The following is a 14,133-nucleotide window of genomic DNA, read 5'->3' on the forward strand; positions in this document are numbered from 1 at the left end:
ACCATGGAGTTTCAACGTGTGTTTTCTGCCGCCCCCTGGGAATCCATCGCCGGCTACTGCAGAGCCTTGAAGGCTGGCGATACCCTTCTGGTAGGCGGCACGGTGGCGTTCGATGATGACGGCAAACCCTTCAAGCCCGGCGACGCCTATGCCCAGACGCTGCGGTGCCTGGAGATCATCGAACAGGCACTAAAACAACTGGGCGCGGATCGCACGCGCATCATTGCAACCAGCATGTACACCAGCAATATGGATCTCTGGCCGAAAATCGCCCAGGCCCACAAGGAATTCTTTGATCAACATCCACCCACCACCAAGCTGCTGGAAGTCGCACGATTGATCGGCCCTGAATTCGTTATAGAGATTGAGGCAGAGGCGCGCTCGACCGGGGATCGCGGTCATGAATGAGGCCTCTTTGACCGTAGAGGACGCCAGAGCAGCGTTGCGTCAGGCACAAGTGACCCGTGTTCACGACATGGCGATTGAAAGTCACGGTCGCCGGTTGCCGCTGCGCCTTTACTGGCCTGCGGGCAAGGGGCCTTTTGCCGTGCTGGTGTTCTTCCATGGTGGCGGCTGGGTCACGGGTGACCTGGATACCCATGATGGTTTCTGCCGACTGATGTGTGACTGGGCTGGCTGTGCGGTGATCGCCGTTGATTACGCCCGCCCTCCGGAACACCTGTTTCCGGCAGCCCTGGATGATTGCTGGACAGCTTTGCAGTGGGTCGTACGGCAGGGTCGCGAGCATGGCCTTGATACTTCGAGAATCGCGGTCGCCGGCGGTGGCTCCGGAGGGGCAATGGCCGCGGTCATCTGTCAGCGCGACTCGGCGCAGCAAAGACCGTGTCTCGGCTTTCAGCTGCTGCTTTACCCTTTGCTCGATTGTCACACCCGATACCCGTCCCACGAGCAGTTCGCGCAAGGACATGGCCTTACCACACAGATGCTCGAATGGTATCTCGGACACTATCTGCCGCCCGGCACATCGCGCGCCGATCCGCGGTTGTCCCCCCTGCTCGACGACGCGTTGCACGGACCGCCGCGGACGCTGATCATCACCAGCGAACTCGACATTCTGCGGGATGAAGGCCGTGCCTATGCAGCGAGATTGCGTGCAGCAGGTGTGAGCGTCGAATACCTGGAATTTAAAGGCATGCGCCATGGTTTCATGAACCATCCCGCGGCGCATGATGAGGCTCGGCAGGCACTGCTGTCATGCGTCCGCTCGCTGCAGGCACAGTTTCGCGGGGAGTGACAGCCAGTGCTTCTCTGCGCGGGAGTTCCCCCGGTCAAGATCAGGCAAAAATGCAGATAGCCCATGCACATATCCCCGTTGTACACGGCAAATTTGCACTGTTACGATCCGCTAACGCTCGCGCGCGAGTTTCTCGAATAAAGACAATAAAAGCAGGGAGTTAGTGATGACTGCTCAGGTTTCATCCCCGCGGACTTCGTCCATGGACGCCACGCCACACGAAGTGCTGGCCGAGGTTCGCAACCACATCGGTCATCTGACCCTCAATCGCCCCGCCGGCCTCAATGCCCTGACCCTCGACATGGTGCGCCAGCTCCAGCAACACCTGGACGTCTGGGCCGCCGATGCCGATATCCACGCGGTGGTACTGCGCGGTGCCGGCGAGAAAGCCTTCTGTGCCGGTGGCGACATTCGCTCGCTGTACGACAGCTTCAAAAGCGGCGACACGCTGCACGAAGATTTCTTCGTCGAGGAATACGCCCTCGACCTGACGATCCACCACTACCGCAAACCGGTGCTGGCGCTGATGGACGGTTTCGTTCTCGGCGGCGGCATGGGTCTGGTGCAAGGCGCGGATCTGCGGGTGGTCACCGAGAAGAGCCGTCTGGCGATGCCTGAAGTGGCGATCGGCTATTTCCCGGATGTCGGCGGCAGTTATTTCCTGCCACGGGTTCCCGGCGAGCTGGGGATTTACCTGGGTGTCAGCGGCGTGCAGATCCGTGCAGCGGATGCGCTGTATTGCGGCCTCGCCGACTGGTATCTGGAGAGCAGCAAACTCGGCATCCTCGACGAACAGCTTGATCATCTGGAGTGGCACGACACGCCGCTCAAAGACCTGCAAAGCCTGCTGGCCCGCCACGCCGTGCAAACCCTGCCGGATGCGCCGCTCGAAGCCTTGCGCCCGGCCATCGACCACTTCTTTGCGTTGCCGGATGTGCCGAGCATCGTCGAGCAACTGCGCGCCGTAACCGTCGCCGACAGCCACGAATGGGCGACCACCACCGCCGACCTGCTGGAAACCCGCTCGCCGCTGGCCATGGGTGTGACCCTGGAAATGCTCCGTCGCGGCCGTCATCTGAGCCTGGAACACTGCTTCGCCCTCGAACTGCATCTGGATCGCCAGTGGTTCGAACGTGGCGACCTGATCGAAGGCGTGCGCGCCCTGCTGATCGACAAAGACAAATCACCACGCTGGAATCCGCCGACCCTGGCCGCGCTGCACGCCGAACAGGTCGCGAGTTTCTTCCACGGTTTCGCAGAGAGCGGGAGCTGAGCCATGCACGATCTCGAATTGACTGAAGACCAGGTCATGATCCGCGACATGGCCCGGGACTTTGCCCGTGGCGAAATCGCGCCCAACGCACAAGCCTGGGAAAAGGCCGGCTGGATCGATGACGCCCTGGTGGCAAAGATGGGCGAACTCGGCTTGCTGGGCATGGTAGTGCCGGAAGAATGGGGCGGCACTTACGTCGACTACGTGGCTTATGCGCTGGCGGTGGAAGAGATTTCCGCCGGTGACGGCGCCACTGGCGCGTTCATGAGCATCCACAACTCGGTGGGCTGCGGGCCGGTGCTCAACTATGGCAGCGAAGAACAGAAACAGACCTGGCTGGCGGATCTGGCCAGCGGCGCGGTGATCGGCTGCTTCTGCCTGACTGAGCCCCAGGCCGGCTCCGAAGCCCACAACCTGCGCACCCGCGCCGAACTGCGCGACGGGCAATGGGTGATCAACGGCGCCAAGCAATTTGTCAGCAACGGCAAGCGGGCGAAGCTGGCGATCGTGTTTGCGGTGACCGATCCGGATCTGGGCAAGCGTGGCATCTCGGCGCTTCTGGTGCCAACCGATACGCCGGGGTTCATCGTTGATCGCACCGAACACAAGATGGGCATCCGCGCTTCCGATACCTGCGCCGTGACGCTGAACAATTGCAGCATTCCTGAAGCCAATCTGCTGGGTGAACGCGGTAAAGGTTTGGCGATTGCCCTTTCCAACCTGGAAGGCGGACGCATCGGTATTGCCGCGCAAGCATTGGGCATCGCCCGTGCGGCGTTCGAAGCCGCGCTGGGTTATGCCCGTGATCGAGTGCAGTTCGGCAAGGCCATCGTCGAGCACCAGAGCATCGCCAACCTGTTGGCGGACATGCAGATGCAGATCAACGCGGCCCGCTTGATGATCCTGCACGCGGCGCGGCTGCGCACGGCGGGCAAGCCGTGTCTGTCGGAGGCTTCGCAGGCCAAGCTGTTTGCGTCGGAGATGGCTGAAAAGGTGTGTTCGTCAGCGATTCAGATTCATGGCGGGTATGGGTATCTGGAGGATTACCCGGTTGAGAAGTACTACCGGGATGCGCGGATCACCCAGATTTATGAGGGGTCGAGCGAGATACAGCGAATGGTGATTGCTCGGGAGTTGAAGAACTATCAGTTGTGACCGTGTCGGCCCCTTTCCCTCACCCCAGCCCTCTCCCGGAGGGAGAGGGAGCTGACCGAGGTGTCTGGCGTCATACATCGACCTGAAAGATCGCGTCGATTATGGATAGCGGACTACATGCTTTTTACAGCCTGAGTTCGACTCGGTAATTCAGGTCGGCGTAACTCCCGAGTACAACCCGGTCAGTCCCCTCTCCCTCCGGGCGGTCCGACGTTTCGGGAGGGTTAGGGTGAGGGGGCTCTTGAGGGCGCCGCGTTATTTGCCCTGGAACTCGGCAGGCCGCTTGGCCACAAACGCCGCCATCCCTTCCTTCTGATCCTGCGTCGCAAACGCCGCATGGAACACCCGACGCTCGAAGCGCACGCCTTCAGTCAGGTTCACTTCGAATGCACGATTCACGCTTTCCTTGACCATCATGGTAATCGGCAGCGATTTGCTGGCAATCACTGCAGCGACTTTCAGCGCCTCATCCAGCAACTCGGCACTCGGCACGATCCGCGCGACGATGCCGCAGCGCTCGGCTTCCACCGCGTCGATCATGCGGCCGCTCAGGCACATTTCCATGGCCTTGGCCTTGCCCACTGCCCGCGTCAGACGCTGGGTGCCGCCCATGCCCGGCAGCACGCCGAGGTTGATCTCCGGCTGGCCGAATTTGGCGTTGTCGCCGGCCAGAATGAAGTCGCACATCAGCGCCAGTTCACAGCCACCGCCGAGGGCAAAACCATTGACGGCGGCGATGATCGGCTTGCGCCGGTTGGCCACGCGGTCGCTGTCGCTGAACAGGTCGTCCATGTAGATCTGCGGGTAGGTCAGATCGGCCATTTCCTTGATGTCGGCGCCGGCAGCAAAGGCTTTGGTCGAGCCGGTGATGACGATGCAGCCAATGTTCGCGTCGGCTTCAAAACCATCGAGCGCGCGGTTCACTTCGCTGACCAGTTGCGCGTTGAGGGCATTCAGCGCCTGGGGGCGATTGAGGGTGATCAGGCCGACGCGGCCATGGGTTTCCAGCAAAATCGTTTCGTAACTCATGTGCAGATTCCTTCTCAAAGATTGCGCGAAATGACCATGCGCTGAATGTCGCTGGTGCCTTCGTAGATCTGGCAGACCCGCACGTCGCGGTAGATGCGCTCCAGCGGGAAGTCGCTGAGGTAACCGTAACCGCCCAGGGTTTGCAATGCCATGGAGCAGACCTTCTCGGCCATTTCCGAGGCGAACAGCTTGGCCATCGACGCTTCCACCAGCGCCGGCTGACCGCTGTCGCGCAGGGCGGCGGCGTAGTGCACCATCTGCCGCGCCACGGCGATCTGGGTCGCCATGTCCGCCAGGCGGAATGCGACAGCCTGATGTTCGATGATCGGCTTGCCGAAGGTGTCACGTTCACGGGCGTAATCGCGTGCCGCTTCGAACGCGGCGCGGGCCATGCCCACCGATTGCGAAGCGATGCCGACGCGGCCGCCTTCGAGGTTGGCCAGGGCGATCTTGTAGCCCTCGCCCTCCTCGCCCAACCGGTTGGCCACCGGTACTTTCACATCTTCGAACAGAATCTGGCAGGTGTCCGAGGCGTGCTGGCCGAGCTTGTCTTCGACGCGGGCGACTTTGTAGCCCGGCGAGTCGGTCGGCACGATGAAGGCGCTGATCCCGCGCTTGCCGGCACTCGGGTCGGTGACCGCAAACACGATCACGACCCCGGCGTTCTGCCCGGAAGTGATGAACTGTTTGCAGCCGTTGAGCACGTAGTGATCGCCTTCCAGCCGGGCACGGGTTTTCAGGCTGCTGGCGTCGGAACCGGCCTGGGGCTCGGTCAACGCGAACGCACCGAGCATCTCGCCGCTGGCCAGCGGTTTGAGAAAGCGCTCGCGCTGGTCGTCGTTGCCGAACTTGAGGATCGGCACGCAACCCACCGAATTGTGCACGCTCATGATGGTCGAGCAGGCGCCGTCGCCGGCGGCGATTTCTTCCAGGGCCATGGCGTAGGCCAGATAACCGGTGTCGCAACCACCCCACTGCTCCGGCACCAGCATGCCGAAGAAGCCCAGCCCGGCCATTTCGCCGATGGCTTCTTTCGGGAAGCGGTGTTCGCGATCCCACTCGGCGGCAAACGGTTTGAGCCGTTCCTCGGCAAACTGCCGGGCCATGTCGCGGATTTGTTGTTGGTCGTCATTGGGAATCATGGCAAATCCTTAAAACATAAAACCTGTGGGAGCCAGCCTGCTGGCGATTGAAGTCTGTCAGTCAATATTGGCTTGTATGACACACCGCTATCGCCAGCAGGCTGGCTCCCACAAGGGATTTGGTGTTTACCTCAGTTGAGGCACTCGACCGCCATCGCCGTGGCTTCGCCGCCGCCAATGCAGATCGCCGCAACGCCGCGTTTCAGGCCTTTCTGGCGCAGGGCCGAGAGCAAGGTCACCAGAATCCGCGCGCCGGACGCACCGATCGGGTGGCCGAGGGCGCAGGCGCCGCCGTGGATGTTGAGCTTGTCGTGAGGAATTTCCAGGTGGGTCATCGCCGCCATGCCGACCACGGCGAAGGCTTCGTTGACCTCGAACAGATCGACCTGATCCAGCGACCAGCCGGTTTTCTTCATCAGCTTCTTGATCGCCCCAATCGGCGCCACCGGGAACAGGCCCGGGGTGTCGGCAAACGCGGCGTGGCCGTGAATCACCGCCAGCGGTTTCAGACCTTGTTGCTGCGCTTGCGACTGACGCATCAGCACCAGCGCAGCGGCGCCGTCGGAAATCGAGCTGGAGTTGGCCGCAGTTACCGTACCGCCCTCGCGGAACGCCGGTTTCAGCGAAGCGATCTTGTCCAGTTTGGCCTTCGGTGGCTGCTCGTCGTTGCTGATCACAACCTGTTCTTTGCCGACGGTCACGGTCAGCGGCACGATCTCGGCCTTGAAGCTGCCGTCCTTGATCGCCTGCTGGGCGCGGGTGGTCGAGGCAATGGCGAAAGCGTCCTGAGCCTCGCGGCTGAAGCCGTTGGTTTCAGCGCAATCCTCGGCGAAGGTGCCCATCAGGCGGCCCTTGTCGTAGGCGTCTTCGAGGCCGTCGAGGAACATCGAATCCAGCACCCGGCCGTGGCCCATGCGATAGCCGGCGCGAGCGCGGTCCAGCAGGTACGGCGCGTTGGACATGCTTTCCATGCCGCCGGCGATCACCACATCGGCACTGCCAGCCAGCAGCATGTCGTGAGCCAGAATGGTGGTCTCCATGCCCGAGCCGCACATCTTGTTGACCGTGGTGCAGCGGGTGGATTTGTCCAGCCCGGCGCCCAGCGCAGCCTGACGCGCAGGCGCCTGACCGAGACCGGCCGGCAGCACACAGCCGAACAGCACTTCATCGACCGCATCGGCGGCGACACCGGCGCGTTCAACCGCAGCCTTGATTGCTGCTGCGCCGAGTTGCGGCGCAGTCAGGCTTTTCAGTTCGCCCTGGAAACCGCCCATCGGGGTGCGGACGGCGCTGACGATGACAATCGGATCATTGGAGATAGTCATGGGAAATCCTCCTTACTTGGCGGCCATGCGCAAGGCACCGTCGAGACGGATCACCTCACCGTTGAGCATGCTGTTTTCAATGATATGCCGCACCAGCGCGGCGTATTCGGCAGGTTTGCCCAGACGCGGCGGGAACGGCACGCCGGCGGCCAGCGAGTCGCGCACTTCCGGGGTCATGCCGGCCATCATCGGGGTTTCGAAAATGCCCGGAGCGATGGTCATCACGCGAATGCCGAAGCGCGCCAGCTCACGGGCCGCAGGCAGGGTCAGGCTGGCGATGGCGCCTTTGGATGCAGAGTACGCCGCCTGGCCAATCTGGCCGTCGAACGCCGCAACCGACGCGGTGTTGATGATCACACCACGCTCGCCGTCGGCGTTGGCTTCGCTTTCGGCAATCGCTGCCGCTGCCAGACGCAGCATGTTGAAGCTGCCGATCAGGTTGACGTTGATCACCTGAGCGAAGCTGGACAAAGCGTGCGGGCCGTTCTTGCCGAGGATCTTCTCGCCGCGAACGATGCCGGCGCAATTCACCAGACCATTCAGGCTGCCGAAGGCTTTTACCGTTGCCTGAACAGCGGCCTCGGCAGCGGCTTCGTTGCTGATGTCGGCCACCACGCTTTGCGCGCCGAGGCGCTGAGCCTGGGCAAAGACGGCATCGGCGTTCATGTCCACCAGCATCACTTTGCCGCCGGCGTTCACCAGCAATTCAGCGGTAGCGGCACCCAGGCCGGACGCGCCGCCGGTGACGATAAAAACCTTGTTCTCGATCTGCATGACTGACTTCCTGATTCAAGCTGAAACGTTGTGCGCCGCGGCCTCTTGAGCCTTGGCGATTTCCTGGTTGCGCAAGATAAAGCGCTGCAATTTGCCGCTCGGGGTTTTCGGCAACTCGCTGACAAATTCGATTTCACGGGGGTACGAATGCGCGGCCAGACGCTTGCGCACGTGTAGGCGCAGTTCTTCGGCAAGCGCCGGTTCCGCGCGGTATTGCGGGTTGAGCACGACGAAGGCTTTGACCAGCTCGGTGCGCTCTGGGTCGGGCTTGCCGACCACTGCGGCTTCAACCACGGCAGGGTGTTCGATCAATGCGCTTTCCACGTCGAATGGGCCGACCCGGTAGCCGGAAGTGGTGATCACGTCATCGCTGCGGCCGACGAAGCTGATGCTGCCGTCCGGGTTCCACTCGACGGTGTCGCCGCTCAGGTAGTAATCGCCGACGAAGGCTTTGGTCGGCGCGCCTTCGTAGCCGGCGAACCAGCACATCGGCGACTGTGTGCGGTCGATGGCGAGGATGCCGGGCTGGCCGACGCCGAGTTCATTGTTCTGCTCGTCGAGCACCACGATGCGATGGCCCGGCGAAGCGAAACCGGCGGCACCGAGGTGGATCGGGTGTTCGAGGCCGTGGTGATTGCACAGGACCATGCCCAGTTCGGTCTGGCCGTAGTGGTCGTGAATGACCACGCCGAGGTTGTCGGCAAACCAGCGGATAACTTCCGGATTCAACGGCTCGCCGGCGCTGCTGACGATGCGCAGCTTGCCCTTGATCGACTTGGCGAACTCGTCGCCGCCGGCAATCAGCAGACGATACGCCGTCGGCGAACCGGTGAGGTTGGTGATGCCGTACTTGTTGATCACCCGGCAGGTACTTTCGAGGGTGAACGGGCCATCGTAGAACGTGATCGGGTGGCCCATCGACAACGGGCCGGTGACACCGAAATAAATGCCGTAGGCCCAGCCTGGATCGGCGACGTTCCAGAACGCATCTTCCGGGCGCAGGTCGACGGCATCGCGGGTGTAACTCTGGAACGCGACGATGGCTTTGAGCGGCACCGACAGTGCTTTCGACGGGCCGGTGGTGCCCGAGGTGAACATCAGCAGGAACGGGTCTTCGCCGGTCAGCATCACCGGTTCACAAACATTGGAATGGTTGGGCAACTCGGCCCAGAAACTGAAATCGCCACGGACGATGCCCTGGCCTCTCGGGCCGCCGACAGTGACCAGTGTTGGGCAATCGGCGACTTCGCTGAGTTTCGGCCGGTTGGCGGCGTCGGTGACCACCACTTTGGCGCCGGAGCTGTTCAGGCGATGTTCGAGGGCTTTGGGGCCAAACGCGGTGAACAGCGGTTGATACACCGCGCCGATGCGCCAGGTGGCGAACACGGTGATCAGCAATTCGATATTGCGCGGCAGCAGGCCGGCGACCTTGTCGCCCTTCTGCACGCCCTGGGCGAGAAGGAAATTGGCGAAACGCGCGGCTTTGTCCTGCAGGTCGCTGAAGGTGTACGTCGCACTGGTGCCATCGCGGCCTTCCCAGAACAGGGCGATGCGCCCCGGCAAGGCGTGGCGGTCACAACATTCGACGCAAGCGTTGAGCGCCTCGAGCGTACCGCTGAGCGCGGCATCCACGGTGTGCTGATAATCAAACTGTGCGGTGGCAGACAAGTAATCGCGCATTGCCAGAATCCCTCTGTTCTTATTAGGTTGGGGAACCGTAAACAACAGAGGAATACTCGCGCCGCACGCCGGTTGCGGCAATGGTCAAAGCCCTCAAAGTGGATGACTGGTTTGGCCAAACATGACTTTCGCACAACCGATTCCTTACATATAGATAACTATAACCATTAGTCGCAAGTTGGTTTTCTTGATAGCGTCCAATGACAAACAACCACGGTTTTGTTTCATGCAAGGAGCGCATCATGCCGTCCCAAAAAAAGTCGTTCAATCATAATAATTTCATCTTCAAACAATCGGTAATTACTAAATTCCAAGACCGCCCTACATTGCGCAGTGTTGCCCGATCGCAATTGGAGAATTATTTACAGCACTGTCTTGGATCGCAGCCACTGCTGCTTGAGACGATACTCTATCTTGATACCCGGTTTGGCCCGAGCTCTGAGCCGGCACCTTTACTGGATACGTTTATCCAGGCTTTCTGTGAAGGGCGCTGTATTGTTGTAAACGAGGATAACCTGATCACTCCGTTGGATATCCCTGGCGGCGTTCGTTTCGATCTTGCCGCTTTCCAATTGAGCCTGGAAGAACTCTGTCAAACACTGATCACCACATTGCAGCAGCAGTTGCTGGACTACTGGCAGCAACCCACCGATAACGGCATGAGCCGTTGGCAGTGGTTGTCGGAGGCATTGAAAGATGCCTGTGCATCGAATATCAACGAGTCGCTTCACCAGACAGATCAAGACTTGTATTTCGCTTTAACTGGCTTGGTCATAAAACCCCAAAAACAACATCGACAACTATTCAATGAGCATTTGCGACCCCCGACCTATCTATTGAAGTTCACTTTGAATAACGGGACGGATAGTCTTTCGCTGGTTTATCCTGCCTTGCTCGTCACGGATAAGTCAGGAACAGTATTGATTCAACCCTCGGGAGCCTGGGAGCGATTCAACTCCGAGTCAGACTGCATACAGAATATCTCCCGACACTTGGAGTGTCGCTGGGATGTCACGTCTCTGAGTGTTGAACGTTATGAACCTGATGCGGATATTTTTGATGAATTGGTGCGGGTCTTGATCGATCAGCAACTGTTGGAACTTGAACGCATACAGATTCCGGTCGACGAAATGTTCGAGAGCGCTGAGCAGCAGTTCGACCAGGCCACCGATCCACTACTCCTGTTGGCCGGGAAACAGTCGCCTGTTTCCCAAGCGGAAAATGTCGACAAGCATTTGCCACGATGGCTGAAGAATGCGGATCCCGGCGAAAGATGCACCTATCGGCGCTATGTGTTGGCCATGGCGGCAACTCACTTGGAGCATGATGGCGCGACGTTTTTCACTCATCTCGATTCCATTCGCGATTTTGCCTATCAAGCGCTCATCAATCAGATGAGCCTTGACGGGCATGAGCCGGTCGATCCTGATGACATTGAACTCAACATCAAGGTTGCTCGAGGTGTACCTGGTGGGTGGGGAAGCCTGGAAACGATTCGCCTGGGCATTATCGATTTTGCACTGGAAAATCTCGCTGGCCTGCCATGGGGCACGATAACCGTCAAAAGCCTGAACCAGCGCGAAATACCTGCATGGATGACAAACGATTATGTCAAGGCACTCATCCAGTCGGTGGACATTGGCCGTACCTTCCCGGCGTATCTGCAACAGCATCTGTTCGATAATCCTACCGAGGCGTCGTTCCGCCAAAATCTGTTTACGGCTCACCTGCGCAATCAACTGCCGCTCCAGGCACTGGAAGCCAAACTGACAGGCGCCCATGGTTTTGACGAGGAAGGTGTGCGTCTGATCGTCGCATTGGCTGACGGCGGCGAGGCCACTCAAGACATCGTTGTCAGCCCCCTGCTCCTGCGGCTCGGGCCGGTTCTGAATATGTTCGTCATTACTGCCGGCGACCGGAGCGATGCTCCCGTCATCCTCTATCAACCCTTCTATTCACCTTCATTGATCCAATACCCTTCGCGCAGCCATCTGCAACAGGCAATTCAATCCGACTCTACACTGCAAAAAAACATCCATGCCTGGTACAAAGCCGTGGTCAGGCGCCCCGGGCTACTGGGCGCCAACGAAATACGTCTGCGCTGGGAACTGGAGAACGCATCCCCACTGCAGGGTGATGTTTTTCAGAACTGGTATGAGGCGAACGGTCGGGCGCTCGTTGAGTTGGCAGACCGGCAATCGGTGTCCAACGCTGAAAATCGCTGGGCCCACTTCAAGACGCTCGGCTGGTTGATATTCGAGTCGTTGTTGCCGCTCGTGACCGGGCCGGCAGCCACTGCCGGCTGGTTGGTGCAACTGGCAGTTAGTCTCAAGGCCGACCTTGCAGCATTGGCGCAATCGGACGGTCAGGACAAATCCTTTGCCGTGGCTGACATGCTGCTAAACCTGGCGGCAGTGCTCATGCACGCCGGACGCATCACGACGGGCTTACAAAACGCCGAACCTGTTGCGCAGCTGTCTATCGAAACGGAAGGATTCGAATATTCCGTCGAAAGGCCCGCCTCCCCTACGCCCGATTTACCGATTGTCGAAAACCATGGCTTACCGAGTGAACAGCATCCGCAGGTAGACCTATCAGTCACCACAAACACCTGGGCTACGCCACGCTCACCCTATTCCCGGGCGCAAAAAGCGATACTCGACAGCTTCGCGCTGGAAAAGCCGGCAGATCTCGGAGAACCAGTAGCGCAAGGACGCAACAAAGGACTTTATCGATACAACGACAAATGGCATGCCTTGGTTGAAGGGCAGTTTTTTCGGGTTTCGATTGAAGAGGGGGTGGTGCTGATCATTGATCCGGTGGATAACCCGCGGCCCGGCCCCTTCCTGATGTCGGACGGTCGGGGACGATGGACATTCGATAAGGGGTTGTATCTGAAAGGAGGCGCGCCAAGCAAGCGCGGCCACGACGGTTCCAACGCGGATGCACCCGCGCCGTCACGCCGGTTGATCGCTGACAGTAGCGGGTTTCCGACGGTTGTCGAAACCGAAATCAAGTCCCTGCCCAAGCGTCTGTATCACTACGTGAACAGGGATAAACTGGCGACAATCAGAGCCACAAAAAGCGCGTTTATCGACAACTCATCCAACGATGCTTACGGCAGACCGCAACGCAATATCGTTGGACTGTATGTGACGGATCTCGCTCCAGACTCGATGCCGCTGCAACAGCTTTCGGAAACCCTGTTCGGTAAAAACCGTTACAACGTCTCATCCCGTGCCAACAAGATCCACGCGGTTCTGGAGCTTGATCCCACGCTTTATCCAGAGGGCACTGTAAAGCTGTTCAAGCTCGAAAGCCCGAAACTGTCGGATCATATCTACGTCTTGCGCGGGTCCAAGAATGACTTGCAATTGCGCATCAAGGCCTCGGCGTTCGGTACCGGCACCACCTCGTTAGTCAACGTGAAAGAATTGTGACTCACGCCTCAGTCGAGCCAGCTTCGGCTGGCTGGCTGAGGATCAGATTACGGTAATGCCCTGGATTGGAACCCGCCCATTTGCGGAACGCTTTATAAAAGGAGCTGACATCGGCAAAGCCCAAGCGCGCGGCGATTTCGACGAAACTGATCGAAGGCTCCGCCAGCCAGGTAATCGCCAGCTCCTTGCGCACGCTGTCCTTCAAACCCTGATAGGTGTGCCCTTCTTCCGCCAGACGTCGGCGCAGGGTCGAGGCCGACATGCACAGTTGCTGGGCCAGTGCGTCGGTTTCCGGCCAGTGTTCGGCGGGCAGCTGCCGCAGATCCTGCTTGATCCGGCTGGCGAGGCTTTCCGGGTCGCGGTACTTCACCAGAATGTTGGCTGGGGCATGGGCCAGGAAGCGTTTCAATTCCTCGGCGCTGCGCTTGATCGGCAGATCCAGCACGTCGGCGGCGAAAATCATCCGCGTGCGTGGCCGGTCGAAGCGCAGGTTTTCCGAGAACATCACCCGATAGTCATCACAGAAATCCGGCGCCGGGCAGCGCAGCTCGATGGCCAGGATCGGAATCCGCCGCCCCGCCAGCCAGCACGCCACGCCGTGGACGATCATCCAGTAAGTGAAATAGGTGAAGGCGCGACGCGGTTCCGGATCGTCTTCCAGCAGCACGATTTCCGCCAGACTCTGCTGGTGCACCAGTTGCGCCGGCAGGCGTTCAAGCATCAACGACAGGAAATTCAAACCGCTGCTCAGCCCGGCCGCCAGGTTCGGCTGGGCCATTGCGCTGCGGCAGAGGAATTCGAGGCTGCCGGATTTCAGCTTGCGCGGGTCCATGCCGAAGAACTCGTCATCGCCGCGCCGCGCCAACAGGCGCCACAACCGCGCGTACTGGCTGGCCGGCACACGGGCGTCATCGGTGGGCAGCAACGCCGGATCGATCCCGACCTTGCTCAAGACTTCTTCCGTGGCCACGCCCGGGGCACAACTTTGCAGCAGTGCTTCGCGCACCAGTTGAATGGCGATGGTGTCTTTTTCCGACATGGAACGCGCGCAATCCTGTTG

11 protein-coding genes are annotated in these 14,133 nt (G+C 60.0%); 5 read left to right on the top strand and 6 right to left on the bottom strand.

Annotated elements, in window-relative coordinates:
• Positions 1 to 3: 3 nt before the first annotated feature.
• The 4 genes from PDR5_RS15370 to PDR5_RS15385 all read left to right on the top strand — a co-directional run bounded on the left by PDR5_RS15370 (position 4) and on the right by PDR5_RS15385 (position 3,683).
• Complete coding sequence (locus PDR5_RS15370; protein WP_064596832.1) at positions 4 to 408, top strand: RidA family protein; 405 nt, start codon at positions 4 to 6, stop codon at positions 406 to 408.
• Positions 401 to 1,255 carry an alpha/beta hydrolase gene (locus PDR5_RS15375; RefSeq protein ID WP_064596834.1) on the top strand — a complete coding sequence of 285 codons (855 nt, stop codon included), beginning with the start codon at positions 401 to 403 and terminating at the stop codon, positions 1,253 to 1,255. Before PDR5_RS15370 ends, PDR5_RS15375 begins: the two co-directional genes overlap by 8 nt.
• 166 nt (positions 1,256 to 1,421) lie before the next feature.
• Positions 1,422 to 2,528: an enoyl-CoA hydratase/isomerase family protein gene (locus PDR5_RS15380; protein WP_064596836.1), complete on the top strand. Its 1,107-nt coding sequence runs from the start codon at positions 1,422 to 1,424 to the stop codon at positions 2,526 to 2,528.
• 3 nt (positions 2,529 to 2,531) lie between these two features.
• Positions 2,532 to 3,683 carry an acyl-CoA dehydrogenase family protein gene (locus PDR5_RS15385; protein ID WP_064596838.1) on the top strand — a complete coding sequence of 384 codons (1,152 nt, stop codon included), beginning with the start codon at positions 2,532 to 2,534 and terminating at the stop codon, positions 3,681 to 3,683.
• Between the two features lie 255 nt (positions 3,684 to 3,938).
• On the opposite strand, the gene PDR5_RS15390 is transcribed toward PDR5_RS15385, so the two are convergent.
• The 5 genes from PDR5_RS15390 to PDR5_RS15410 form a co-directional block, all read right to left on the bottom strand.
• On the bottom strand, positions 3,939 to 4,712 hold the full coding sequence (locus PDR5_RS15390) for an enoyl-CoA hydratase (protein WP_064381493.1): 774 nt from the start codon (positions 4,710 to 4,712) through the stop codon (positions 3,939 to 3,941).
• Between the two features lie 14 nt (positions 4,713 to 4,726).
• A complete protein-coding gene (locus PDR5_RS15395; protein WP_064596840.1) occupies positions 4,727 to 5,854 on the bottom strand; it encodes an acyl-CoA dehydrogenase in 1,128 nt (375 codons plus the stop codon).
• A gap of 131 nt (positions 5,855 to 5,985) precedes the next feature.
• Complete coding sequence (locus tag PDR5_RS15400) at positions 5,986 to 7,179, bottom strand: acetyl-CoA C-acyltransferase (protein ID WP_064596842.1); 1,194 nt, start codon at positions 7,177 to 7,179, stop codon at positions 5,986 to 5,988.
• 12 nt (positions 7,180 to 7,191) lie between these two features.
• Complete coding sequence (locus PDR5_RS15405) at positions 7,192 to 7,953, bottom strand: SDR family NAD(P)-dependent oxidoreductase (protein ID WP_064596844.1); 762 nt, start codon at positions 7,951 to 7,953, stop codon at positions 7,192 to 7,194.
• 15 nt (positions 7,954 to 7,968) lie between these two features.
• The gene (locus PDR5_RS15410) at positions 7,969 to 9,633 is read right to left on the bottom strand and encodes an AMP-binding protein (protein WP_064596846.1); all 1,665 of its coding nucleotides are present in this window, start codon (positions 9,631 to 9,633) and stop codon (positions 7,969 to 7,971) included.
• Positions 9,634 to 9,875: 242 nt separating this feature from the next.
• On the opposite strand from PDR5_RS15410, the gene PDR5_RS15415 reads away from it, so the two are divergent.
• Positions 9,876 to 13,073, top strand: coding sequence for a dermonecrotic toxin domain-containing protein (locus tag PDR5_RS15415; protein ID WP_064596848.1), 3,198 nt, complete (start codon positions 9,876 to 9,878; stop codon positions 13,071 to 13,073).
• Between the two features lies 1 nt (position 13,074).
• On the opposite strand, the gene PDR5_RS15420 is transcribed toward PDR5_RS15415, so the two are convergent.
• Positions 13,075 to 14,112 (bottom strand): AraC family transcriptional regulator, encoded by a 1,038-nt coding sequence (locus PDR5_RS15420; RefSeq protein WP_064596850.1) that lies wholly within the window; start codon positions 14,110 to 14,112, stop codon positions 13,075 to 13,077.
• Positions 14,113 to 14,133: the final 21 nt, after the last annotated feature.

It is taken from the genome of Pseudomonas sp. DR 5-09 (assembly GCF_001655595.1).
Taxonomy (GTDB): domain Bacteria; phylum Pseudomonadota; class Gammaproteobacteria; order Pseudomonadales; family Pseudomonadaceae; genus Aquipseudomonas; species Aquipseudomonas pharyngis.

Bases quoted from the DNA above. Each gene is read 5' to 3' on its own strand.
- PDR5_RS15410 (WP_064596846.1), bottom strand. From the start codon at position 9,633: ATGCGCGATTACTTGTCTGCCACCGCACAGTTTGATTATCAGCACACC.
- PDR5_RS15395 (WP_064596840.1), bottom strand. From the start codon at position 5,854: ATGATTCCCAATGACGACCAACAACAAATCCGCGACATGGCCCGGCAG.
- PDR5_RS15400 (WP_064596842.1), bottom strand. From the start codon at position 7,179: ATGACTATCTCCAATGATCCGATTGTCATCGTCAGCGCCGTCCGCACC.
- PDR5_RS15390 (WP_064381493.1), bottom strand. From the start codon at position 4,712: ATGAGTTACGAAACGATTTTGCTGGAAACCCATGGCCGCGTCGGCCTG.
- PDR5_RS15415 (WP_064596848.1), top strand. From the start codon at position 9,876: ATGCCGTCCCAAAAAAAGTCGTTCAATCATAATAATTTCATCTTCAAA.
- PDR5_RS15420 (WP_064596850.1), bottom strand. From the start codon at position 14,112: ATGTCGGAAAAAGACACCATCGCCATTCAACTGGTGCGCGAAGCACTG.
- PDR5_RS15405 (WP_064596844.1), bottom strand. From the start codon at position 7,953: ATGCAGATCGAGAACAAGGTTTTTATCGTCACCGGCGGCGCGTCCGGC.
- PDR5_RS15385 (WP_064596838.1), top strand. From the start codon at position 2,532: ATGCACGATCTCGAATTGACTGAAGACCAGGTCATGATCCGCGACATG.
- PDR5_RS15375 (WP_064596834.1), top strand. From the start codon at position 401: ATGAATGAGGCCTCTTTGACCGTAGAGGACGCCAGAGCAGCGTTGCGT.
- PDR5_RS15380 (WP_064596836.1), top strand. From the start codon at position 1,422: ATGACTGCTCAGGTTTCATCCCCGCGGACTTCGTCCATGGACGCCACG.
- PDR5_RS15370 (WP_064596832.1), top strand. From the start codon at position 4: ATGGAGTTTCAACGTGTGTTTTCTGCCGCCCCCTGGGAATCCATCGCC.